Source organism: Heyndrickxia sp. FW510-T9, from assembly GCF_058781025.1.
This window is the reverse complement of the sequence record NZ_JBYSWK010000013.1, coordinates 81,598-104,537: the sequence shown is the minus strand read 5'-3', so window position 1 is coordinate 104,537 and position 22,940 is coordinate 81,598. Positions and strand designations below refer to the sequence as shown.

Sequence of the window (22,940 nt, the reverse complement as noted above, 5' to 3'; positions counted from 1 at the left end):
CTTTTTATTAAGTAACCTCGTATACTATTAATTTGTTTTTCCACTAGTACTTGTATTTTTTGTGTATTGGATAAAATAATAGCTCTGCGGTCAATCAAATCAGTATCAGAGTTGTCGACTCTATGAAGATAATAAAATGATATACTACTCGAAATCCCCAACAATAAAGAAATAGCTAGAAATGATATAACTAGCTTTTTACTAATCGTTAATTTCACAATAAAACCCCTTTTACTTTCTAAATGGCATTACAATCTCGATTATTCGAATTTTTTCGACAGAGAAATAATAATTATTATATATTATTCTTGTCAATTTTTTTGAAATTTTCTATAACAGACTAAATTAATAGGTCAATAGGTATGGTAAATATGTCTTATCAGTCAATTATCAAAGATGTTCATGTAAAATTAATGAGGTAATGTACCAGATTAGTTGCATTGCCAGACAATTTCCGAAAAATTATTATATGTAACCAATCTTTTCAGTCCTTTAACCTTTATTTACTACTTCATTCTGATCTAATAAAGTACTTCCCTCTAATGGGATGGTAATTTGATAATCATCCCTATGTTCATGTTCAACCGGGTCCGATGAATATGAATCAAAACGGGACAACAAAAGTTTTATGTTGGGTAATTTCATATTCACATGCCTCAGGATGCATTCTCCCACTTTTTTCCTAATTTTACAAATTTATTATTCATTTTCAATAGCAAATATTCACTATAAAAAACTTCATCCATTTATAAATTAATATGATTCCTGTTTGTTCTCTTGTTAATGAAGTTATTTATGTGTAACAGTAAAAATTACTTGAAGAAATGGGAAGCAGCACATTCATATAAATGAAATAAAAAAATGATTAATAAATAAGTATACGTCATTTTTCTATTTCTATTTAACTGAATAAATTATGATTCGAACAAGATCGCTAGAGTTAAAACGAAACCCATTGTGGTGCCAGGCACTATCTAGTTGTAAGTTAAGCAGTTAGGATAAAGTAAGCATAAGGGTTGAATGCGAAAAGGTATTGAGGAAATGTGTCATGGGGTTTTGGTGTTGGCAGAAGATGGAGATATGAGGATAAAACTTTTCGAAGTTATAAATATGAGAGTATTTAATTTCTGTCTAAAAATTTTGAGGTGAAGTTTTATATTTTTTTCTTTAAAAGCTTTTCTTCCACATTTTATTCATACATCTGAATAATCGTTATATTTATGATAACCACGGAAATAACAAAGGATTGCACTTATCTTTTTCATGCGGATCACCTTCTTATATTATTTATCCTTTATGATAAAGAAAGAATGTTATATAACTATTACAAACAAATTTAAAAATATATCAATGCGCTTAAAAAATAGTATTATTAGAGATATTTCCTAGGAATGAGGGGAGTATTAAGAGCAAAAAAGGTATAGTGCCGTAAAGTACTATACCTTTTTTGCTGGTTTCATTTCATTAAGAAGACTCCTCATCTTCCTTGCAATTGTCGTGTAAATATACTTGTTGTTTTTGTAATACTTTAAATGTTAATTCGATAACCATTTTTTCCTCAATTTCCCTGAAAGTTCCTTCTTCAAAAGGAGCAGGCAATGCAAAACCTGATCTTCCCTCTACAATACCCATTGTTCTATCTAGAACTTCATCGTATTCAATAAATTTACTGGAAAGTAATTCACAATATGGAAGTTCATTCATGATTTCTTCGCTAATTTGGTTGTGTTCTGTGAAATCACTTGAAAGTAAATGTTCTTTATCTGAAAATCCCATCGGAAGTGGAGAGGACTTAAAATAACTAAATTCTTTTGTTGGTGGAGTTGATCTGAAGTCAGGCTCGCTAATTAGATCAATTCTCGTTACAACTTGAAAAGGTACATCAACAGTTAAAGAATGAATAGTAGAGGAAACATGATCTTTTCCTCCCTTCAAAGGTGTCGCATACTGAATATTTTTGCGAACAAACCCTTTTAAAAATAGCTTATTGGTAGGCAATAATAATCTGCACTGTACTAGTTTTATATTCTTTTTAATCTTTTTTATTTCTAGGACTGGTTCAGGGAATTTAATAAAAGAGTCCACATCAATTTGTACAGTTTGTTCACCTAAAACAATAGGTACTTTCATATAGGGATGTGAATTAATGACTCGTGGCTTAACAGGCCGATTGCTTGCCTCCTGTTGTACGGATGATTTCACTACATTTCTTTGAATACCCTTCGATTTGTTCCGTGACATCTTTTTTTCTCCTTTCAATTAATTTGTTAGTTTCCATTACAGTTTATGATGAAAATGACGTAAAGCTTGGACAAATTAATTGAAGGATAAGCACATTTTAAGGGATTATAGGCTTGTTTACGATTCAAATTCAAATGGACGGATTTGGTTTTGGAGAATTCGATATTCTATTTCACAATTCACGTTCAGAAAGAGGATTGCATTTTTTTCTTTTTTATCAATGGTTTGCGAAGTAATCACTTTAGTCTGGACGACTTCGAACGTCGGGATTTCATTATTGTAAATAATTTGCTCATAATGAATGGTTTCCATATTATTATCTTGTTCCGAAAACTCGAATTGCTTTTTTTGATTACTTTTAATGGAGACAGGTGGTGACAGATACTCTATTTTGGATGTTGCTTTCCAAGGTAACTTAATCATTTGAAGATGTATTTGGGTGTTTGTTCCTTTTGTATAGGTAATTTCGCAAATTAGTTTTCCGGAGACCCAGAGTTGATCTGCTGAAAGGTTAATTTGGTATTTTACAGGGTGGAGGGACCAATTAATGTCTAAGATTTTCTTAACGCTACCGTTCGTTTTTACTTTTTTTGATAATTTAAAGTCGAGTTTGGAATGGACAATTTCCATAAGAATTTTATAATTTTTTTGGAGGGGACGAAGATTATCTAATTCATCTAGATCATCCCGTTCTGGATCCTGATATTCGTTAGGTTTCATGTATCCCTCTCCTTTCATTTTTTATATAAAAATATGATGCGTTTAAACAATATAAAACCTGCAATGAATTAATAATTGGAGCTATTCGATTTTTTGTTTTGGATATCAAAATTTCCCCACGTGCTTCAAAGTGTATTGCAACCATTTTCATTCATATTTAATAACATAATAACTTTCCGAAAAATCATGACCTTCAGATAAAATTTATGTTAAAATAATGAATAATCAAATTATTTAAAACTTATTAATAATGGGGGATGCAGATTGGCTAATAAGTTAAAAATTGCATCGAATTCATTTTTTATGCTTTCTATTTTATTGATAGTCATTATGTTAATTAAAATTTACATCGATTATCAAACTTTTATTAAACACCCTGAATGGTCAGCTCCTTTTTCGGCTTATTTAATTGTACATAGTGTTTACTTCGGTATTCCTTTGATTGTGACTTTGGTATTAGCAGTGTTGTTTAAATACAAGACAAATAAGAAATATGCAATAAAAAAGGCTTAGTCACACACTAAGCCTTTTTTGTTCATTTAAATCCCTTTAGAAGCAACCTAATTTTTTTTACCCCATCCAGTGTAAAATGACCAAATCCTGAAATAGATAAATTTTAGGTTGTATGTCATGTGCCAAACGGATAGAAATATTAATATTTCGCTGAAATTCAATAGAAAGATCGGAAATTCCACCTAATGTAAAACCTGCTTACTTATTGTGTGAATTCTTCATTTGTGTCCTAAAGTACAAGCAATATTACGTTTAAAATCATAAATTAATATATCTATAATCAAGGAGGTGTTCTATAGATGAGCGAAGAACATCATCACCACCACAATAATGTATTTGCTCTAATCGTAGTTTTATTTATCCTACTCATTATCGTTGGAACTGCCTACGTTTATTAATTTTCACTGTTATAGGAGCATCCTTTTGGTGCTTCTATTTAGTTTTACAACTAGAAATCCACAAACGCTGTTTCCAACGTTGGAAAGCAATAGATCACGGCCATTTGATCGTTTTTACCTTGAGGTGTCTCACGAGCTAGGCGAACAATAGGCGCAGGACTCGAGCTATCCATCATCAAGTCCATTATAGAAGTATATGGAGGAAAAATAGAAGTGGAGAGTGAACCGGGAACTCGAACTATTTTTTAGTTTTTGCTTACTTTTATTAATTGTGAAAATTGAATAGAAGGTAATCTATATTCAACTCCTCTTTGCTAGTTGATGATAAGGTTGCATAAGAAAAAAGCATCATTTATTTATCCAACGATGCTTTGGGCAGGTGCTTAAGCTATTAGGTTAAAAGGAAAATTTATTTTCCCCCTTTTTTTATTGTATTTAAAATCCATATAAAAAGGACCGTGAAAAGTCCTTTTGCTAAAAATATTGAATTAAATTTGCAACCAAAGAATTTCCCACTTGTAGCAAAAATTCATCTTATTGCTCATCTTTTTGTTTTTCTTTATATCTCTCTTCAATATTATTCGCGAATTCTCTAAATTTCTCTGATTTTCCCTTATAAATTATTAGATTTCTATATTTCCTCATATATAAATAATGGTCCTTCGCAGCTATATACAGAGGTGATTTGTAATCTCCTTGTCTTTTAAGTTGCTTAAATTCCAATGCTGATTTATAAAAAGGTGAATAGTATTTCTCTAAATGGGTTACATTTCCTATTCCAGTGATTTTAAAAACGGAAAAAAGATGTAATGTTAATTTACCAGAAAAATAATTGTTTTTGATATCAGCACTTTCAACTGGTTGAAACCAATTTTGTTCTTCTGCTTCAAAAAGAACATTTAAATGTCGTTCATCTTCCTCTACTACTATTTTCACATTATTACTGATAGTAGTAATGCTCGGAAAACAAATATTAATTTCATGGAAATGGATGTTTTTATTATTTCTAATAGTTGATATATTAGGCAATTCCTCTAATAAATATAAATCGATACCAACTGAACCAAAAGTATTAATCTCGACTAAGAAAACAACTTGTTGGTCCATTTCATTGAATTCTACATCATCATAAAGCTTTAATATGTGATAATCATAATTGTATTTGAAATGGGTATTTGATAACATATTAATCCCCTATACATATATTTAAATAACAGTATGTGACCAGTTGCTCTATTATTATACTGACAGTGGTTGTGGAAATTTTTAAAAAACTTAAAATCACGGTTTCCCGGTATGATTCTGACTGGGGTCGAACCAGCGACCCCCACCCTGTCAATCTTAATATATGAATTAAGTTTACCTTAAATGAGTTAAATAAGTCTATGTGCTCTTTTAATTCAGGGATTTTAGGGGTTTAAAATAAAACGAGTTAAATAATTTAAGCTCAGAAAAATAATTATGTTAGCAAATTTGTAAGAGGGATAGTGCAAATGTGTGACTTTAACCATAAAAAAATATAAATAACATAGTTTTCAAACCTTTCTATTAAAGAATACATGGGTCAAATTATTTAATTTGTAAATATTCACCTTAATCTTTTCCAAACCTACCTAAGAAAAAAGCCTTAAGAGAACTTATCTCCTAAGGCTTTTTAGGTTAATGTGAACCGATAAAGTCCAATTTTTTATCTAATTCTTCATAGTCAATATTTCTAATATCATCATCCTCTAAATCACCAATTACTGCAAATATACTTAAATCTTTATTTGACTTTCCTATAAGAACTACTTGGGGCTAAAATGAGTCAAAGCCACTTTCTTCTGCAAGATATTCTGATAGAATTTCTAAGTTGTCATCTTCATATATTTAAAGCTTTTTCTTTTTAAAGCCAATTCTTTATTATCCACCATTAACACCAGTCAAAGTTTGATCAAATTATTTATTTTTCTCAACTAAACCTTAGTTCTTTTAACTCAAGTTTTGGAACATCTTTTAATTGAATTTCTCTGTAATTTTCAAGATAATATTCCCTGTCACCAAAGGAATCTATTCCAATATATTTTTTTGCTTTTTCTTCTATTTGCTCATCATATATCAGATCACCCGGTTGATTTGATATATACGTTACCACCGCACCATTAGGAAGCACTTCCTTATTTGCCCAAGGCCCATCAACCATTTTATCTTGCCCGAAAAAATCAACATAAGTCTTGCTGTAATAATTACACCAAAAAACACCCGGTAATCTTGTTTCAATAGTGCCTGGAACAAATTGTCTTCTTTCAGCTTCTTCCGTAGAAATATAGCCAAATAATCCATTGAACTCCTTTTGAATTTCAAAGAATATTTTCAAAAAAGTTTGTTGATATTTACTAAAAACATCTTCTGGAACAAAAAATGTTAACCAATTTGGCCTTACATTTTTATTTCCTTTGTTCCATTCCATGATAAAAGAATATCCTTTATTTTTTTTCTTCCCCATCATTCCTCCCATAATTCTGTCATCTCCTTGCTCCACTTTAGTCCAAATTTCTATTGCTTTTTCTTTTTCATATAATACTTTCAATGGTTCAACTATACCTATCTTATCAGGTACTAAAACTTCTTTTTCTAGCAAATTGAAAAAGAATTTAGCATTTTCTTGTTTACCAATAAATGAATTAAAATAAAAAGACATTACTATCATAAAAATATATTATTATCCTTTCTATTATTTCCCATATAATTTAATAGGGAAAATACTTATTAGGTCAATAACGAACCATTATACTACCTTTACTGTTATAAATTGTGATTTGAGCATTCATTTCTAGAAACCTTAGTAGTTGGATTGATGTATAGTCTGCCAAAAGCATGTCCCCATCATGATAGTACCGAGTTATCTTATTTCCCACTTTTCTTTCGTATAACAAACCATCACCATTATATCGATAGGATACTTCATTGTCCCCTACCTTGACCTTTGTTAAATGGTTATTCGCATCAAAGGAGTATAAAGTACTTTTTAAAGTAGGTAACTGATCACTTGTTAATGTTTTTCGGTTTCCTTTAGCATCATATGAATAGTTCTCGTTTTTTTCCGAAGACGTTACTATTCTATCAAGGGAATCGTAAGTAAACTCCTTAGGCTTGTAATTTTCGATAACTTTCACTATATTTTGATTTGGATCAAACTGATATTTGTAATTTTTAATTGTTTGACCTGTAGCAGTAAGTTGACTTACTTCAGTCAAATCAGATGAATTATAGGTATACAGAGTGGATACACCATTCTTTTGAATTTTTTGTTTTAGGTTTCCATTGTCAAAATATTCATATTGAATGGTTGGCATATCTTTATTATTTACCTGTATGCTTTGAATTAAATTCAAAGCATTATAATTGTATTTGATTGATTGACCAAACCGAGTAACTATTTCTTTTTTATTCCCTATATCATCATAGACGTAAGAAATATCTTTACCGTCTGGATAAGTAACCTTATTTAAATTTCCATTTGCAGGGTTGTACTCATATTTCGTTATTCCAGTAGAATCTTTCATTTGTTTCCTGAAGCCATTTAGCAAATAATCGTACTCTACTGTCTCATTACCATCAACTGATTTTTTTAATAAATCTGTATTCGTATAAGTATATTGGTGTTCCTTACCATTACGGTCCTTTACATAAACTAAGTTACCATTATTAGACGATTATGTAAGTCAGCGAATGTAACTCCTATACGCTTTCATGATGTCCGACATACTCATGCTTCTATTCTTATTTCTGTGGGAGTAGACATAGTAAAAGTTGCTAAGCGTTTGGGGCATGCGAATCCTAAGATTACCTTAGGGATATATTCACATCTTGTACCTAATGACAATAATGATGTGGCAGAAATATTTGATGCAGTCGTACAACAAAAATGTTTCAAAATGTTAGCAAATGCCGGATAAGAGTCCATCTACATTATTTATCACAAAAAGAAAAAAGTCTGTACCCCTTAAGAAATAAGGGATACAGACCTCTGTTTCATAATGATCCTGACTGGGCTCGAACCAGCGACCCCCACCCTGTCAAGGTGGTGCTCTCCCAGCTGAGCTACAGAATCATAGTGTAATACTGGATAATTAATAATATATAATGGTTATTAAGAAATGTCAACGATAATTGGTAAACCTTTCTTTTAATACTATTAAAATTACATTATTAAAAACCAATAAATTGCTAAAAGAAATTTGGGGCATTACTCTTCAGTGATCTTTTTTGTTTGTATTTTAACATAAGAGTAATAAGTGAAGTTTTAAGATTCTAATTGATTATCTTCCCTGGATTCCCAACTACTGTTTTACCTGCAGGAATATCCTTTGTAATGACTGCCCCCGCTCCAACAATAGCATTTTCACCAATAATGATAGCGGGTAAAAGCGTGGCGTTGTTTCCGATTTTTGCATTTTTCTTAATGACGGGTCCTTTGTGTTCAAAATTCCCCATACCCATATACTTATCATTTGAACTTGAGCAACAAGGACCAATAAATACGTCATCTTCTATTTGCATATCAGCGGTGATATAACAGCCCGTTTGAATTGTTACTCTTTCCCCAATTCGAGTGTTATTTTCTACCATAACATTACGCCCAACAATGCTATCTTCACCTATAGAAACTTTCTCCCGAATGCTTGTCAAATCTCCAACAAGCACACCATTTTTTAATTGAACATTACGGTATAGTACACTATTACAGCCGATCGTTACATCATCTTCAATTAATAACGGAGAAAGAATTTTCTCCGGTTTGCGCGCCATTTTCTTGTTTGAGGAAGTCGATTTTCCCAATAGAGTCATGTCACCTATTAGTACTCTATTTCCTATAATAGTATCCCTTTTAATCACTACATTATGTCCAATTACCACATTATCACCAATTGTTACATTGTCTTCGATTACTACATTTTCGCCTATCTCAACATTATTTCCAAGTTGTACAAATTTGCTGATCATGTCCATTCCCCTAACCTCTAAAATAAAATTATCTTTTCAATCGAGGAATGACTAATTTCCTCCTATAGTTGCTCATAAATCTTTTTAAGTTCATCTACCACCTTGTTAGCAGAATGATACTTTTCAACATATTGTCTACTTGCATTTCCTATTTTTCGACGTAAACTAGGGCTTTGGATTAATTCTAGTAAAACCTCATCTAGGTTTTCTGGAGTAGCCTGAACAATAGGTAAATCACTAGGAAAATGACTTTTAATATCATCTCTTATATATGCAATAACTGGTTTGCCCATAGCCATCGCCTCTACACTTAACATTCCATACGATCCGCAAAGAAGCTGATCAATTATAATATCCGACTTCATATACGTCCTCATTGCTATGTCATGTGATACCTTTTCTAGGACTTTATACGTAAATGGACTTTTCCCCTGAATTTTTTCAATAGCCGATTCAACAAAATCAGACCCTTTAAATAACCTATTAGTAGGAGCATGAATGATTAATGGATTGTTATTACGTACCGATGGGTAAGATGGCTGAATTTCTTTTGTATCACAAGCCAAAGGAAGAATAAAGACTTTTTTATAATAATCTTTTACATACTGGTACACTTCATAGTCTTGGACAATAGCTGCATCAACATATTGCGAAAGAAAAGTGAGTTGTTTATCGATTTCTTCATCCGTGTAATAGGTTGGAGGTAAAGGATAAGGATTATGCTTCTTTACCATCTCTACTGTACGGACATCACTTCCCCAATGATGCATAATTATCTTTTTCCCTTTTTCCTTTAGTAAAGGGATATCCGCAAAATTTGGTAAGAAAGTATTCGTGTTATAAAAATGAAAGATATCTACATTCTCTATAAGAAATTGAAAATCTTTTAATATTTCAAAAGCATCTGTGTTAATAATATCCCCTTTGTAGTTTAGAAACGTATGGAATCCATTATATGCAGCAACTTTGAATCCTTTTTTTCTTAATTGTGTCGTCAATATACCCATTTGCCCTGCTATTTCAGTTGGGGCATGAACAATATTCATATATAATCTCTCCTTCCTCTATATTGTATTCAATATATAAAAGTTGGATTGGTTGATTGCACTAATATAGTAGTGTGCGTATACGGATTATTATTCAAGGACATATACTATATAGATTTCAAAGTATATGGAGGGATTTATTTGAAATATGGATATATGACAGCTGAAGAGGTTGGCATTCAAAATCACATATGCGTATTACCATACGGAAAAAATGGGGAAAATGTAAAAACCCTATGGTCAAAAAAGGATTTAAAACCTTATCAGTTTTATTTATTCAACGATCATGCAGTTGATCAATTGTTTCGAGGCTTTATTTTCAATCCAATCTCTGGAAGAGAAGACCATTATATCAATCCTATATTTGCAAATTTCGGCAAGCAAGCTCAAATAGAAGATTGGAAGAAAGCACTTAAAAGATTATTCAAAAAAAATTACAATTTAGATGCCCTAGCTCAAAATTCAAGCTCTGGACAAAAGACAGATATCTGGATAACCATTCCATACCCTACTATTTCGCAAACTAATTTTGGAGTAATAAATGATATCGAGTGCAATTTCAAAAATGAAAATCATCGAGAATTAGCAATAAAATGGTGGATTCATGAATTTAGAAAAACATGGAAAAAATCTACCCATCTTCATAGCAAACTTTCATTTAAGGGCTTTGTGTGGCAGCGGGTCTCCATCGACGAAAATGATAAAAAACTTGTAAAACGAATAACAGATTACATTCGTGGAAAAGGATTATTGTCCTTTTGGTTACAACAGTATGGTTCCTGTAGTTGTATTGATTGGAAAAAACTTGGTTTTGATGCGTCATGCACCCATCCTAATTATTACGGAAATTCTGGCCATGATTTTTCATGGATCATTCACTCCACGACTTTTGCAAAATATTATCATGTAGGAATGCAGGTAGTCTTTGGTAAAGGGGAAATGTTTAAAGATAGACATTTATATGATTGCTTAAATTATGGTGTTTACAATGACTATATGAATAATAGCTTACTAGTCTATCAGTTTCCAAATCAAACAATGAGTGACATTTATAATAATCATCTTGATCATTATAATGCTATCTATTCCTTCATTAAAAAGACATATACACCAGTCTTTCCAACTGCCGCTTTTCCGGCATAAGCAATGCAAAAAAACAGTGTACAAAAAGTATTTTAACTTTTTGTACACTGTTTTTTAATGCATATATATCCATCATTTAATTAAGTTTGGTCATTACTTAATTGGGTGTATATAGCCAGTAATTTATCTGCTACAACATCATGCGAATGGTAATTCTCTGCATATTTCCGTCCTTTTATGCCAAGCTCTCGACGTAATTCTGGTTTATTAAGCAATAATTTTACATTTTCATATAAAGTATCTGGATTGCTAATTAAAATTGGTAATTCTTCAGGAAAGGTTTTCACAAGATCCGGACGAATATAAGTTAGTACAGGTTTACCAAGCGCCATTGCTTCTACGCTAAGAAGTCCATAGGAGCCGCATAATATTTGATCGATAATAATATCAGCATCTTTATACAGTTTAATAGCTTCCTCATGATTCATCTTTTCGACCATCACGTATTCGAAATCAAATTCATCTTTTAGTCTTTCTATTGTCTTTTCTATAAAGCTCGTTCCTTTAAATTCCCTGTTCGTAGGGGCATGCAATAAAACAGGACGTTTATTTTCGAAGCTTGGGTATACTGGATCAAAATATTTTAAGTCAATAGCAATTGGCAAAACGTGTACTCTTTCGTAATAATCTTTGACATACTCGTAAACCTCATAATCCTGTACAATTGCATCCTTTATATATGGGGTAATTTTCATTAACTTGTCATGGATTTCTTCGTTTGGGGGTGAATCCCCTGTATAAACATATGGATTATGGATCCTTGCCTGTTCATGAAACCTTACATCGTTGCCCCAATGATGCATAACCATCTTTTTATTTCGTTTTTTGATTTGCGCTAAATCAGATAAATCTGTGAAGATAGTGTTACCGTAATGAAAATGGAATAAATCAAAAGTATCTAATATTTCTTCATATTTCTCTTCTAATCCTTGCTGATTTGTATTGAATAAAAAGTCTTTGTAACCTAGGTAGGTATGAAATATATTATAGCCAACTGCATAATATCCCTTTTTATTCAATGCACAACTTAGAATACCCATTTGGCCAGCTATTTCAATTGTTCCATGAAAGATATCCATATATTATTCTCCACCATTCAGCCAAATAAAGGTTTTAATTAATCCATCCATGAGGGAATGCCTGTTAAGCCAAAGTAATTCACAGTTGATTTTATCAGTATTAACACATCGGGTCTGTACTACGTCCACTGTTCGCTTTGGTTCAAACTGTAATTCTATGTTTTCTTGATGGGACACTTTTTGGATTGCTTTTGCAAGTTCTAATACACTTGTTTCCACAGCAGTCCCGACATTGTATACTTGATTGATCGATTTTTCGGAACTTGCAGCGATTATTACGGCATCCATTGCATCTTCCACAAATGTAAAGTCTCTTGTTTGCGTTCCATCTCCATATATAATCATTGGTGCATTACGTTCAAGAGATTCAAAAAACTTTGCAACTACTCCACAATATGGATTAGATGAAAGTTGACCAGGACCATAAACATTTGAAAATCGTAAAATAGTAATTGGCATTTGATACATTTCATAATATACATGACAATAATGTTCCATGGAAAATTTACTTGCTGCATATGGGAGTTTGATATTGTAATAGGACTCTGGAGTAGGTAAGAGCGGGGACTGACTATATACAGAAGTCGTTGATGCATAAACAAATTTCTTTAGGTTATGACAGTTTTCTTGCGCTTTTTGGAGAAGCAAATAACCGCCATACAAATTCGTATTGAAATCATCATCCATATTTTTAACAGATAGAACTAGGTTTTTGCAGGCAAAGTGAAAGATATATTCGACCTTCGGCAAAACCATTTCAAGAAGTTCTTGATTTGTAATACTATCCTCATAAAACGTTATTTTATCAGATTGCGGAATTGCTGAGCGATTACCTGTGGAAAGATCATCAATCACATTGATATGATCGCTTAATGGCAGTAGCTTTTTCACTAGTTGTGATCCTAAAAATCCTGCACCTCCAGTTACTAAAACTTTCGTAAATTTCATATTTTATTTTTCCTCCTCTCTATTCATCTCGACAGTTGAGAATGATTGAATAGGCAGATGAACTGGTTTTTCCAATAGAGCTGATTGATAAATGCCAAAAATAATTTCTAAAGCTTTTTTTCCTTCCGTTCCATCTATTAAAAGACCCTCCTGATCTTTTATCGCCTTCATAAAATTCTCATACATGTACACTTGATCATTTCGATCCTCTATGAGACTTGAAAGCTCATTCATATTTGTATCTTCACCTTCTAAAAACCAACGTGATACATGATTCATAGATGAGCCATCCACTGAAATAGTTCCTTTTTCGCCAAAGATAGTAAGAGAATATCCAAGATTATTTGGCTGAGTGACTATATTTGCTTCTACCAACCCTTTCGCACGATTTTTAAAATGTATAATACCCAACGCTACATCTTCAGTCTCTTTTAAAGCTGTATGACTATTAATTTCCCCATACACTGTCTCTGCATCTCCCATAAACCACTGAAGTAAATCTACTAAATGAATCCCTTGATTAATAAGCATGCCCCCATCCGTTTTCCAGCTTCCCCGCCACGCTGCGGCTTTATAGTAATCTAGTGAGCGGTTAATGCGAATGGAAGCAATTGCAAGATATGGCCTTCCTATTTTTTCCTCATCAATAATGGATTTTATTTTTTGCATTATTGGTCGAAATCTCAACTGATGACATACCATCAATTTTTTATTTTGTTTTTCTGATAATCTTATTAAATGATCTGAATCCTCAATAGATAATGCCATTGGTTTCTCAATAATGACATGTTTTTTAGCTAGAAGAGCTTTTTGGCACATTTCATAATGAAAACCAGATATTGTAGCTATGATAATGACATTTATATTTGGATCATCCAACATTTCCAGATAATCCTGGTAATACTTTATCTCCACTTGAGAACCTTTTTCCGCTTGATAATAATTCACTGCTTCCTCCATTCTTACTTTTTGAAGGTCACTTACAGCAGTTAATTGTGCTTGTGGACATTTAGAAAGAGCATGCAAATGACTTTTTGATATATAGCCACAACCAATTAAGCCAAATCGAATAATCAATTATTTCCCTCCATTCTCAAGAAGAGTAGAAATAATTAAATCTTGCTCATCTTTTGTTAAAAATGGATGCATCGGAATGGCAAATAGTTGATTCGAAAGTGATTCCGCTATCGGAAATTCTCCTTCTTTGTAATGCAAATGCTTATACACTTCTTGAAGATGGAGACAAAGTGGGTAATATACACCTGTTTGAATATTTGCCTCTTTCAAAGCATCCATTAATTTCTCTCTGTTGTTAGAGCCAATACAAAACAAATGGTAAATATGTGTCCGATCTTTTGCTTCTCTAGGTAATTTCAAATTAGAAACATCGGAAAGATACTTCTTATACCTAACTGCCCATTCCCGCCGTTTCGAATTCCACTCTTCAATCTTTTTTAAATTAACAAGCAAGATCGCAGCATGTATTTCATCAAGTCTGCTGTTATATCCAATCCGATCATGATGATATTTCTTTGTTGATCCATGAGTCCGAAGTTTTTTCAGTGTATCAGCAAGTTGAATATTTGAAGTTGTAATTATCCCACCATCTCCCATTGTTCCTAGATTTTTTGTGGGAAAGAATGAGAAACAAGCAGCATCGCCAAGACTTCCTATAGGTTTCTCCTTATAGGTGGAACCGAAAGCTTGACAAGCATCTTCAATAACGAAAAGTCCATATTTCTTTGCAATATTATTAATTTCTTCCATATCTGCCGGCTGTCCAAATAGATGAACAGGAATAATTGCTTTTGTAGCTGAAGTAATTCTTTTTTCAATTTCAATTGGATTTATATTAAATGTTTGTGGGTCAACATCTGCAAATACCGGCTTGGCTCCTACTCGAGACACCGCTTCTGCACTTGCAAAAAAAGTAAAAGGAGTTGTTATTACTTCATCCCCTTTTCCAATTCCAAGCCCCTCTAAAGTAAGGACTAGTGCATCAGTACCATTTGCTACCGCAATAGCTTCCGATACATTTAGTTTCTCTGCAATTTTTTTCTCCAACACCTCTACCTTTGTTCCTAAAATATAATTTCCACTCTCAATTACTTTTTCTAACTCATGTAAAATTTCGTCTTTAACATAATGAAATTGACGGCCTAAGTCTACTAGGTTAATCATAATTCATCCCCTTAACCTCTACATAAATTTACAAATTACTAAAAATAAGATACGTTTCATTTCTTATATAATCTCAATAATTTATGAGTTTACTCTTTAAGAAGGCACGGCAGGATACACAATAATTTACTTTTCATTACATTTAAAATCCAGCCAGACACTTGTATCATAGCATTTGCCTTTTTTCCATGTTGGATGTTGTTTGTCTAACCCTATCCATGGTTATTTGAATACTTTAAATAGAATTAAGATAAAGCGAGGCGATAGATTATATGAGCAATAAAATTGCCGTAATTGGTCAAGGATTTGTAGGTCTTCCATTATCTATCATGCTTGTAGAAAAAGGATTTCATGTGATTGGAATTGATTTAGATGAAGGGAAAATTGCAAATTTAAATAATTCAAAGAGCTATATTGGGGATATAGACGATAATAGACTTAAAAACGCAAATATTAGCGGGCGTTTTAAGGCAACTTCTAATTTTGATGTGATAAAAGAAGTAAATACTATTATTATTTGTGTACCGACACCACTAACGAAACATCATGAACCAGATTTACGCTATGTTATTAGTGCCGGAGAGGAAATTCAATCAAGACTTCAAAAAGAGCAGTTAGTAATATTAGAAAGTTCTACTTTCCCTGGTACTACAAAGGAAGTATTATTACCGATCCTTGAAAAAAGTAACTTAAAGGTTGGAGTGGATTTCTACTTGGCAAATTCACCCGAAAGAATTGATCCAGGAAATCATCAATATAAAGTAGATGAAATTCCAAAAGTAGTTGGAGGGATAACCGATACATGTAAAAAGAAAGCCCTATTACTTTACACCAACATCTATCAGAGAGTTGTACCGGTATCATCATCCGAAGCTGCTGAATTAACGAAACTATTAGAAAATACCTACCGATTCGTTAATATCTCCTTTATAAATGAAATGGCGATTCTTTGTGATACGTTAAATACAAATATTTGGGAAGTGATTGAAGCTGCTGCTACCAAGCCCTATGGATTCACTCCATATTTTCCTGGCCCAGGTATAGGTGGTCACTGTATTCCAGTAGATCCGCTATATCTCCAATGGAAATTGCAACAGTTAAAATCAAGTAGTGAGTTTATTACCTTATCTGATTCAACAAATAAAAAAATGATCGACTATATTGTTAACCGTACAGAAGAATTAATAGAAAAATCCAAACCTTTCCCCTCCACCAATATTCTAGTTTACGGAATAACATACAAGAAAGATGTTGCTGATACACGCGATTCCCCTTCTTTAATAATTATCCAAAAACTAAAACAAAAAGGAGCAAAGGTGCAGTATCATGATCCATATGTTCCTTATATAAAAATTGGCGAAGAATTATACTCAAGTGAAGAATTGACAGATAATATTTTAAGAGATTTGGACTGCGTCCTCATACTTACAGACCATGCTGAAATACCAATAGAGAAAATTTTAGAGCATGCCCCAATAGTTTTTGATACACGCAATATTACAAATAAATATGCAGAAAATGAGAAAGTATTTAGACTTGGTGATGGAAGAAAGTTATAAGAAATTAGTAAAGTCTAAAATGTGTTCATAGAGATAGCCAAATGGCTGTCTTTTCCTTTTGAAATGGCTATTTCGTATTAATTGTGGCTTTTCATCATTGGTAATAAATTTTAAGTAGGCTTGGCTTCGGGTATCTTTTCTTACTAAGTTTATTCAATTTTAACCGAATTAAGGTTGTTACCTAGAATTTCATATACCAATACATCAAAATTTAAGAAAATAGCCTTTGTTATCATAATGTAGTAATGTAATCAAACTGTAAATTCTTCTTCAAAACCAAGTGGGACAAGGCTTGAAGTAATACATTATAGCATCAGAATTATTTCCCAGTTAAAACACTAAACTTCTCTATGTTAGAATCAAGTCGAATCAACTAATAAAACTTTGGAGGTAACGCTAATGAAAAAACATCTCGCAATCACAACACTTGCTGTTACACTAGGTTTAGGCACAGTAGTGGTTCCTACTCATAAACAATTGCAGGTCTCAGCTGCAACAGTTAATCCTCAGAATAATGATCAAGCTGTTCAAGCAAAGGCAGATCAATTGATTAAGACAGCTAAAAGCTTGATAGGTAAATCTACTTACAGTAATACGGTTTATAAACCAACTTATCCTTACAAATTCTCATGTGCTACTTTCATCATGTATATTTTCCAACAAAACGGAGTAGATTTAGCAACTTATAACGAAGATTATATGGTTCAACAAGGTACCTATGTACCAAGAAATCAATTACAAAAAGGTGATCTTGTTTTCTTTAAAAGTAAAAAAACAGGTACGGATCCAGATCATGTAGCAATGTATATTGGAGACAACAAAATTATTCATATGGCTGACTCCCAACAAAATATTGTCATCTCAGATATGAGTAGTAAACCGTACTATACTGATAGTTATTACTCAGCAAGAAGAGTTTTACCTACCCTACTACCATCAAACCCGGCAACTAAAGGGGATAACATCGTTCAACTTTCTTACAATACAATGAATAAAGTTACGATGGGAAATGTTACAGATGAAAAAGCAATGAAATTCACAAGTACAGGATTTATTAACTACATTTATAATAAAAATGGCGTGAATTTAAATGCCACAAATCTTAAAGGGCTAATGAATACTGGTAAAACAGTATCTAAGCAAAGCTTAAAAAAGGGCGACTTAGTATTTTTCAATAGTACTGCCGGGTCAACTACGCCAACACAAGTAGCAATTTACGCAGGTGATCAAAGACTAATAATTCCTAATTCAAGCGGTATTATTACTAGGGTGCTCCTTTTTGATACCTATGCGCAGCATTATATAACTGCTAAACGAGTTTATTAAAGACTCTTTTTATATGCTATGATGCTTTTCTATACGAAAAGTATCAATCCTACAAGAACAGTCTTAATAACAAAAGCATTCGATGATAATGTCATCGAATGCTTTTTTACGTTTTATCCACATGAAAAATTCAAGGATTTTTTAAAATGTTAGCAAATTCAATCATGGAACGGCTTGACATGGGACCTTTAATGAGCACAATCGCCCCAGGTTCAAGCATAGGCTCTATAATTTCTTGAACTCCACCTACATCATAAAATTTGTGTACATTTGCCCTTGTACCTTCACGAATCGCTTGGTTTGCAATTTCTTCAGCCTTTTTTCCAATTGTAATTAAGGTATGAATGTTTCTTTTGGCAACCATACTACCAATTTCACGATGATATTTCTTTTCAAAATTCCCTAATCTATTAATATCACCCAAAACAAGAATAACATTTTTGCCTTTTCCAATAGTATCAATGACTCTCAGTGCTGCTTCCACAGAAGTAGGATTATTTGTCCAAGTATCATCTATAATGGTACTTCCTCCTTTTCCTATGGAAAACTCCAAATGTCTCATCATATTTTGATAGGTTGCTAAACGTGAGATTGTATCCTTTATATTCATTCCTATTTCATATACTGCTGCTAGAGCAGCAAGTGCATTAAATACTTGATGTTCTCCATATCCCGGTACAAAAGCATTATATGTTTTATTTCTTAAATGAAGGACAAAATCCATTCCGCCTTTGGCAAATTTAATATTGGAAGCTCTGAAATCGGATCGTTTATCCTTCCCAAAGTAAATAATTTTACCTTTGAACGAACGTAAATCCACTTTTTTAGTATTTTCATCATCCGCATTTAATATTAATGTTCCATCTTTTTTTATTCCTTCAACGATTTCTGATTTTGCCTTAATATAACCTTCAAGACTTCCACAACCATCTAAATGATGAACACCGATAGTCGTTATGATCCCAATCGTTGGTTGATAAATCATACACTGATGCTTAATATTACCTGAATTTCCTAATCCGTGTTCAAATACCGCTGCATCTGTATTCTCATCAATTCCCATCAAATATGGAAGGGATCTCCTTGGTTCATTTTTGCTGCTTTCAGATGAATGTACATTGTAATTCATACTTAGAATATGTTTTATCATATCTTTGGTAGTAGTTTTACCGCACGTACCAGTTATCGTAACAACAGGTATATTAAATAGACCACGGTAATAGTCAATAAATTTCCAATATGCTTGGATCAAGCTTTGGACTTTGATGACAGTTGTATTCGAAAGAGCCTTTTTCATTTCAGTGTCTGGTAAATCAGTAATAACTAGGGAAGGCCCTTTTTTATTAATTTCCTGCCAGTTTATAGAATTATTTCTACTAACAAACAATAATGTATTTTGCTTTGTAATATCATGCCGTTTATAATAAATAACATCCTGTATTTCCCATTGTTCTGAACCACTTACTAATTCACCTTTAAGTACTTTCCTAACGTCTTTGACTAGTAAAGGTTTCAAAAAAATCCCCCTTCTTCTAATAATTAGGATTAAAATCAAGTTTTTGTTGATATTTCAAGAAAAACACTCCTCAATGGTAAGTTCATTTTACCGATAGCAGTATATGCATTGGGAGAAGCATTTGTATGGGAATATGATAGAGAAATGAATAAGTATCCATTCACTTCCTTTTTACCTTAAATATTTTTAAAATCCATTTATTATTAGAATTAATGAATATTGGTGGCACGGATATTTCACCCTGCTTCCCATTACTTAAGGGGGGCTGAGTACTCTTCCTTAATTTTGCTGCCAATTCGATAATAGGTTTACTGTACATATCTCCTTTAATTAGTACAATGGTATTTTCATCAACGATTTTATTTAATAGATTATATACTAGAATGCTATTATTAAAAGTAAAGACTGGAGAGTCTAAGCCTCTTTTTATTGCTTGGTCAGCAATTATACTTGCATGCATACCAATTGTAATGAGCACATCTACACCGTTCTGATAAATAATCTCTCCTGCCTGCTCATGAATAATGTATCCCCAAGATCCTAAATCTGTTATGGTTCCAATTATTGCCACTTTCTTTTTATTTTTACCAACTTCATTTAACACCTTTAAAGCAGCTTCCAGTGATGTAGTTGTACTGCTCCATGAGTCATCTATAATTGTAGAGCCATTAATCCCTTCAAATACTTGCAGATGTTTATTTAAATTTTGAAATGTTTTCAATCTATCTGAAGCTACATAAAGTTCAATGCCTATTTCATTTGCTGCGGCAAGAGCTGCAAGTGCATTATATACTTGATGCTCTCCAAGTCCTGGTACAAATACAGAATAAATTTCATTCTTAAAATGAACATTAAATAACATTCCATCTTTAAAATACTTAATATCACTTGCTCTAAAATCACAGGAGTCGCTTTTCCCAACTTTGACTATTCTCCCCTGAAAATCATTCCAATTTATTTTTCTACTATTCTTATCATCTGCATTCATAATAAGCACACCATTACTATCAAGTATCTTAAGCATTTCACCTTTCGCATTAATGTATGCTTCCTGTGTTTTACAATAGTTCAGGTGATGCGATCCAACATTCGTAATAATTCCAATTGTTGGTTTGAAATATTTGCCTGCTTTTAATACATCACCAGGAGCCCCAACAGCCGTTTCAAATACAGCGGCTTCTGTTGTATCATCAATGCTGAGCAGATAATGTAAATGAGCTGTTCGAGAATTGTTGCTGCTATTGGTTGCTGCTATTGTCTTATCTGCCTCCAGAATGTGCTTTATCATTTCTTTTGTAGTAGTCTTTCCAGACGTTCCGGTAACGGCTACAACAGGAATTTGAAACAAGCTGCGGTAATAATTCACAAAATTCCAGTATGCTTCATCGGTATCTTTCACTTGAATTATGGATAAATTATCAAACTGTATTTCTTGTTTCATTTCATAATCTGTTACAACGACTAGAGGAGAGTATTTCTTTAGACTTTCCCAATTAAGAATGATTGTTTTAGAAAAAAAAATAGTATTTGGTTTTTTTATTTGTCTAAGGCGGTAGGCACCATAATGAACCCTTACCTCATCAGACCCTTGAATCAGGTTACCACCAAGTATCGTACGAATCTCTTTAACTGAGAGATGATTCATCTTGGAAACGTCACTCCTTTCTCTTTTCAGTTTATGATTCTGGTATTTTTTTGCTTGTACGATAAACCATAATGAAGATGTGGTGTCTGACACCAGTTCGGATTTATTGATTTTCTTTATTTAATTACTTGCAAGGATATATGACCAAGCAAAATGAAGACAATGTCATAAACATATATTGCTGGTTGTATTATTAGAGGCTGTATTTCTCAAGCCAGTTGTTTTCGTAGATGACTGTAAATACTAATGTAGATTTAGTTTCGGGGCTTTTCTTAAAAAGGTTATTTATTCTTAACCAAAATAAGGATGTTCGGGAGGGTTTCTTCTACAAAAGCAGCAAAGTTTAAGAAAAGAGCCTTATTAGAAGAGAATATAGGGGTGAAAGTTTTTGAGAGCGATTATCTTCATAGGCACTAATAAATCTGGGTCGAGTAGGGAAGCAGTAAAAACAGCGGAACGACTGGGTTACTTTACAGTAGTCTTTACAAACAATAGAAAACAAATGAAACAAAGAAATGAGTACAAAGATGTTCATGAAATGATTTATATTGATACAAATAATCTTTCCAAAATGAAAGAAGAATTAAATAAATTACTTTTAAGAGGAAAAAAAATAGAAGCCATTGTTAGCTTTATTGATTCAAATGTATATACAGCCTCCACTCTTAATGATGAATATTGTCAAAATTATACCTCACCAAAGGCTATAGAAATAATGGAAGATAAAATAAAAACAAGATTATTTTTAAAGGAGCAACCATTCACACCTAAATTTCTAATCATTGAACCTAATAAACAATTTTCTTTTCAATCAATAGATGAAACGCTAAAATACCCTGTAATGGTAAAATTCCCAAAATCTACGGGATCGAAAGATGTATTACTTGCAGGAAACAGAAAGCAATTAGAGAAACAATTAGTTGAATTACAAGAAAAATATCCAGATGAAACGATTATTATTGAAGAATATATTGAAGGAGATCAGTATTTAGTAGAGGCACTTGTATATAAAAACAAAATACACATCGCTGGAATTATTGAACAAGAAATAACTCAAGGTAAAAGATTCATTATTACCGGTTATGGTGTACTTGCCGAGGTTCCAAGTGATATACAGAATGGAATTAATAATGTATTACAATCTGTAGTCTCACAATTAGGAATTAAAGATGGTGCCCTACACATGGAATTAAGGCACACAAAAGATGGTTGGAAACTTATTGAGATCAATCCAAGAATCTCAGGTGGGGCAATGAATAACATGATCCAAGCGGCATTTGGTTATAGTTTGGTAAAAGAAACGCTTAGACTACATTTAGGGAAGATTCCTTCTTTAAATCCTAAACACAGAAAGTATGTTTTTACTCAATATCTCATTGTTTCAAAAAAAGGGATTTTAGATAAAATTACAGGAAAAAATAGAGCATTGAAGTCTGATGGGGTTGTAGAAGTGTATGTCAAGCCTAAAAGTGGTACTCTATTAACTCCTCCTTTATCGATGGGGCATAGATATGCTTACGTGATTGCTGCTGCAAATAGTATGGCGGAAGCTAAAAAACTTGCCAAAAATGCTGCGAAAGAAATTACCTTCCATTTAAAAGATGAACGAAATAAAATAACGCCAGTAGAATAAACTGGC

At 32.5% G+C, this 22,940-nt stretch carries 22 protein-coding genes, 1 tRNA gene and 1 pseudogene; 8 read left to right on the top strand and 16 right to left on the bottom strand.

Going from position 1 to position 22,940, the window contains the following annotated elements; translation table 11 throughout:
- The 4 genes from AC3WJF_RS09355 to AC3WJF_RS09340 form a co-directional block, all read right to left on the bottom strand.
- Window positions 1–218, bottom strand: a 218-nt coding sequence (locus AC3WJF_RS09355) for a CHASE3 domain-containing protein (RefSeq protein WP_492451457.1), incomplete at its 3' end; no start/stop codon positions are given.
- A 274-nt stretch (window positions 219–492) separates the two neighbouring features.
- Window positions 493–645 carry a hypothetical protein gene (locus AC3WJF_RS09350; protein WP_492451455.1) on the bottom strand — a complete coding sequence of 51 codons (153 nt, stop codon included), beginning with the start codon at window positions 643–645 and terminating at the stop codon, window positions 493–495.
- Window positions 646–1,464: 819 nt separating this feature from the next.
- The gene (locus AC3WJF_RS09345) at window positions 1,465–2,241 is read right to left on the bottom strand and encodes a CsxC family protein (RefSeq protein ID WP_492451453.1); all 777 of its coding nucleotides are present in this window, start codon (window positions 2,239–2,241) and stop codon (window positions 1,465–1,467) included.
- A 117-nt stretch (window positions 2,242–2,358) separates the two neighbouring features.
- A complete protein-coding gene (locus AC3WJF_RS09340; RefSeq protein WP_492451451.1) occupies window positions 2,359–2,961 on the bottom strand; it encodes a hypothetical protein in 603 nt (200 codons plus the stop codon).
- 264 nt (window positions 2,962–3,225) lie between these two features.
- Here AC3WJF_RS09340 and AC3WJF_RS09335 point away from each other — a divergent pair, with 264 nt between their 5' ends.
- From AC3WJF_RS09335 to AC3WJF_RS09325, 3 genes and pseudogenes are all read left to right on the top strand, one after another.
- Complete coding sequence (locus tag AC3WJF_RS09335) at window positions 3,226–3,474, top strand: hypothetical protein (protein WP_492451449.1); 249 nt, start codon at window positions 3,226–3,228, stop codon at window positions 3,472–3,474.
- A gap of 299 nt (window positions 3,475–3,773) precedes the next feature.
- Window positions 3,774–3,872 (top strand): YjcZ family sporulation protein, encoded by a 99-nt coding sequence (locus tag AC3WJF_RS09330; protein WP_492451447.1) that lies wholly within the window; start codon window positions 3,774–3,776, stop codon window positions 3,870–3,872.
- Window positions 3,873–4,016: 144 nt separating this feature from the next.
- Window positions 4,017–4,121, top strand: a pseudogene (locus AC3WJF_RS09325) (hypothetical protein); the annotation flags it as partial.
- 285 nt (window positions 4,122–4,406) lie between these two features.
- Here AC3WJF_RS09325 and AC3WJF_RS09320 read toward each other — a convergent pair.
- The 3 genes from AC3WJF_RS09320 to AC3WJF_RS09310 all read right to left on the bottom strand — a co-directional run bounded on the left by AC3WJF_RS09320 (window position 4,407) and on the right by AC3WJF_RS09310 (window position 7,441).
- Window positions 4,407–5,057 (bottom strand): hypothetical protein, encoded by a 651-nt coding sequence (locus AC3WJF_RS09320; RefSeq protein ID WP_492451445.1) that lies wholly within the window; start codon window positions 5,055–5,057, stop codon window positions 4,407–4,409.
- A 766-nt stretch (window positions 5,058–5,823) separates the two neighbouring features.
- Window positions 5,824–6,561, bottom strand: coding sequence for a hypothetical protein (locus tag AC3WJF_RS09315; protein ID WP_492451443.1), 738 nt, complete (start codon window positions 6,559–6,561; stop codon window positions 5,824–5,826).
- Between the two features lie 64 nt (window positions 6,562–6,625).
- Window positions 6,626–7,441 carry an RHS repeat domain-containing protein gene (locus AC3WJF_RS09310; protein ID WP_492451441.1) on the bottom strand — a complete coding sequence of 272 codons (816 nt, stop codon included), beginning with the start codon at window positions 7,439–7,441 and terminating at the stop codon, window positions 6,626–6,628.
- Between the two features lie 114 nt (window positions 7,442–7,555).
- On the opposite strand from AC3WJF_RS09310, the gene AC3WJF_RS09305 reads away from it, so the two are divergent.
- Entirely contained in the window at window positions 7,556–7,810 is a 255-nt protein-coding gene (locus AC3WJF_RS09305; RefSeq protein ID WP_492451461.1) for a tyrosine-type recombinase/integrase, read from the top strand.
- An 82-nt stretch (window positions 7,811–7,892) separates the two neighbouring features.
- On the opposite strand, the gene AC3WJF_RS09300 is transcribed toward AC3WJF_RS09305, so the two are convergent.
- From AC3WJF_RS09300 to AC3WJF_RS09290, 3 genes are all read right to left on the bottom strand, one after another.
- A tRNA-Val gene (locus AC3WJF_RS09300) sits at window positions 7,893–7,965 on the bottom strand.
- Window positions 7,966–8,165: 200 nt separating this feature from the next.
- Window positions 8,166–8,858 (bottom strand): N-acetyltransferase, encoded by a 693-nt coding sequence (locus AC3WJF_RS09295; RefSeq protein ID WP_492451459.1) that lies wholly within the window; start codon window positions 8,856–8,858, stop codon window positions 8,166–8,168.
- 62 nt (window positions 8,859–8,920) lie between these two features.
- Window positions 8,921–9,904 carry a glycosyltransferase family protein gene (locus tag AC3WJF_RS09290; RefSeq protein ID WP_492451439.1) on the bottom strand — a complete coding sequence of 328 codons (984 nt, stop codon included), beginning with the start codon at window positions 9,902–9,904 and terminating at the stop codon, window positions 8,921–8,923.
- 141 nt (window positions 9,905–10,045) lie between these two features.
- Here AC3WJF_RS09290 and AC3WJF_RS09285 point away from each other — a divergent pair, with 141 nt between their 5' ends.
- A complete protein-coding gene (locus AC3WJF_RS09285) occupies window positions 10,046–11,047 on the top strand; it encodes a DUF4855 domain-containing protein (protein ID WP_492451438.1) in 1,002 nt (333 codons plus the stop codon).
- An 80-nt stretch (window positions 11,048–11,127) separates the two neighbouring features.
- Here the strand turns inward: AC3WJF_RS09285 and AC3WJF_RS09280 are convergent, their stop codons facing one another.
- The 4 genes from AC3WJF_RS09280 to AC3WJF_RS09265 are packed head-to-tail and all read right to left on the bottom strand — an operon-like array spanning window position 11,128 to window position 15,255.
- Complete coding sequence (locus tag AC3WJF_RS09280; RefSeq protein WP_492451436.1) at window positions 11,128–12,126, bottom strand: glycosyltransferase family 4 protein; 999 nt, start codon at window positions 12,124–12,126, stop codon at window positions 11,128–11,130.
- A 3-nt stretch (window positions 12,127–12,129) separates the two neighbouring features.
- Window positions 12,130–13,074 carry an NAD-dependent epimerase/dehydratase family protein gene (locus AC3WJF_RS09275; RefSeq protein WP_492451434.1) on the bottom strand — a complete coding sequence of 315 codons (945 nt, stop codon included), beginning with the start codon at window positions 13,072–13,074 and terminating at the stop codon, window positions 12,130–12,132.
- 3 nt (window positions 13,075–13,077) lie between these two features.
- Entirely contained in the window at window positions 13,078–14,151 is a 1,074-nt protein-coding gene (locus tag AC3WJF_RS09270; RefSeq protein ID WP_492451433.1) for a Gfo/Idh/MocA family protein, read from the bottom strand.
- Window positions 14,152–15,255 (bottom strand): DegT/DnrJ/EryC1/StrS family aminotransferase, encoded by a 1,104-nt coding sequence (locus AC3WJF_RS09265; protein WP_492451431.1) that lies wholly within the window; start codon window positions 15,253–15,255, stop codon window positions 14,152–14,154.
- A gap of 272 nt (window positions 15,256–15,527) precedes the next feature.
- Here AC3WJF_RS09265 and AC3WJF_RS09260 point away from each other — a divergent pair, with 272 nt between their 5' ends.
- Both AC3WJF_RS09260 and AC3WJF_RS09255 read left to right on the top strand, forming a co-directional pair.
- Window positions 15,528–16,814: a nucleotide sugar dehydrogenase gene (locus AC3WJF_RS09260; protein ID WP_492451429.1), complete on the top strand. Its 1,287-nt coding sequence runs from the start codon at window positions 15,528–15,530 to the stop codon at window positions 16,812–16,814.
- Between the two features lie 399 nt (window positions 16,815–17,213).
- On the top strand, window positions 17,214–18,140 hold the full coding sequence (locus AC3WJF_RS09255; RefSeq protein ID WP_492451428.1) for a C40 family peptidase: 927 nt from the start codon (window positions 17,214–17,216) through the stop codon (window positions 18,138–18,140).
- 130 nt (window positions 18,141–18,270) lie between these two features.
- Here the strand turns inward: AC3WJF_RS09255 and AC3WJF_RS09250 are convergent, their stop codons facing one another.
- Together AC3WJF_RS09250 and AC3WJF_RS09245 are read right to left on the bottom strand one after the other, a co-directional pair.
- The gene (locus AC3WJF_RS09250) at window positions 18,271–19,656 is read right to left on the bottom strand and encodes a UDP-N-acetylmuramoyl-tripeptide--D-alanyl-D-alanine ligase (protein WP_492451426.1); all 1,386 of its coding nucleotides are present in this window, start codon (window positions 19,654–19,656) and stop codon (window positions 18,271–18,273) included.
- Window positions 19,657–19,816: 160 nt separating this feature from the next.
- Complete coding sequence (locus tag AC3WJF_RS09245; protein ID WP_492451424.1) at window positions 19,817–21,301, bottom strand: Mur ligase family protein; 1,485 nt, start codon at window positions 21,299–21,301, stop codon at window positions 19,817–19,819.
- Between the two features lie 388 nt (window positions 21,302–21,689).
- On the opposite strand from AC3WJF_RS09245, the gene AC3WJF_RS09240 reads away from it, so the two are divergent.
- Entirely contained in the window at window positions 21,690–22,934 is a 1,245-nt protein-coding gene (locus AC3WJF_RS09240) for an ATP-grasp domain-containing protein (protein ID WP_492451423.1), read from the top strand.
- Window positions 22,935–22,940: the final 6 nt, after the last annotated feature.

What these genes read in the sequence shown, in the direction of transcription:
- AC3WJF_RS09350 (WP_492451455.1), bottom strand. Translation starts at nt 645, where the DNA reads ATGAAATTACCCAACATAAAACTTTTGTTGTCCCGTTTTGATTCATAT.
- AC3WJF_RS09345 (WP_492451453.1), bottom strand. Translation starts at nt 2,241, where the DNA reads ATGTCACGGAACAAATCGAAGGGTATTCAAAGAAATGTAGTGAAATCA.
- AC3WJF_RS09340 (WP_492451451.1), bottom strand. Translation starts at nt 2,961, where the DNA reads ATGAAACCTAACGAATATCAGGATCCAGAACGGGATGATCTAGATGAA.
- AC3WJF_RS09330 (WP_492451447.1), top strand. Translation starts at nt 3,774, where the DNA reads ATGAGCGAAGAACATCATCACCACCACAATAATGTATTTGCTCTAATC.
- AC3WJF_RS09320 (WP_492451445.1), bottom strand. Translation starts at nt 5,057, where the DNA reads ATGTTATCAAATACCCATTTCAAATACAATTATGATTATCACATATTA.
- AC3WJF_RS09315 (WP_492451443.1), bottom strand. Translation starts at nt 6,561, where the DNA reads ATGATAGTAATGTCTTTTTATTTTAATTCATTTATTGGTAAACAAGAA.
- AC3WJF_RS09295 (WP_492451459.1), bottom strand. Translation starts at nt 8,858, where the DNA reads ATGATCAGCAAATTTGTACAACTTGGAAATAATGTTGAGATAGGCGAA.
- AC3WJF_RS09290 (WP_492451439.1), bottom strand. Translation starts at nt 9,904, where the DNA reads ATGAATATTGTTCATGCCCCAACTGAAATAGCAGGGCAAATGGGTATA.
- AC3WJF_RS09280 (WP_492451436.1), bottom strand. Translation starts at nt 12,126, where the DNA reads ATGGATATCTTTCATGGAACAATTGAAATAGCTGGCCAAATGGGTATT.
- AC3WJF_RS09275 (WP_492451434.1), bottom strand. Translation starts at nt 13,074, where the DNA reads ATGAAATTTACGAAAGTTTTAGTAACTGGAGGTGCAGGATTTTTAGGA.
- AC3WJF_RS09265 (WP_492451431.1), bottom strand. Translation starts at nt 15,255, where the DNA reads ATGATTAACCTAGTAGACTTAGGCCGTCAATTTCATTATGTTAAAGAC.
- AC3WJF_RS09260 (WP_492451429.1), top strand. Translation starts at nt 15,528, where the DNA reads ATGAGCAATAAAATTGCCGTAATTGGTCAAGGATTTGTAGGTCTTCCA.
- AC3WJF_RS09255 (WP_492451428.1), top strand. Translation starts at nt 17,214, where the DNA reads ATGAAAAAACATCTCGCAATCACAACACTTGCTGTTACACTAGGTTTA.
- AC3WJF_RS09245 (WP_492451424.1), bottom strand. Translation starts at nt 21,301, where the DNA reads ATGAATCATCTCTCAGTTAAAGAGATTCGTACGATACTTGGTGGTAAC.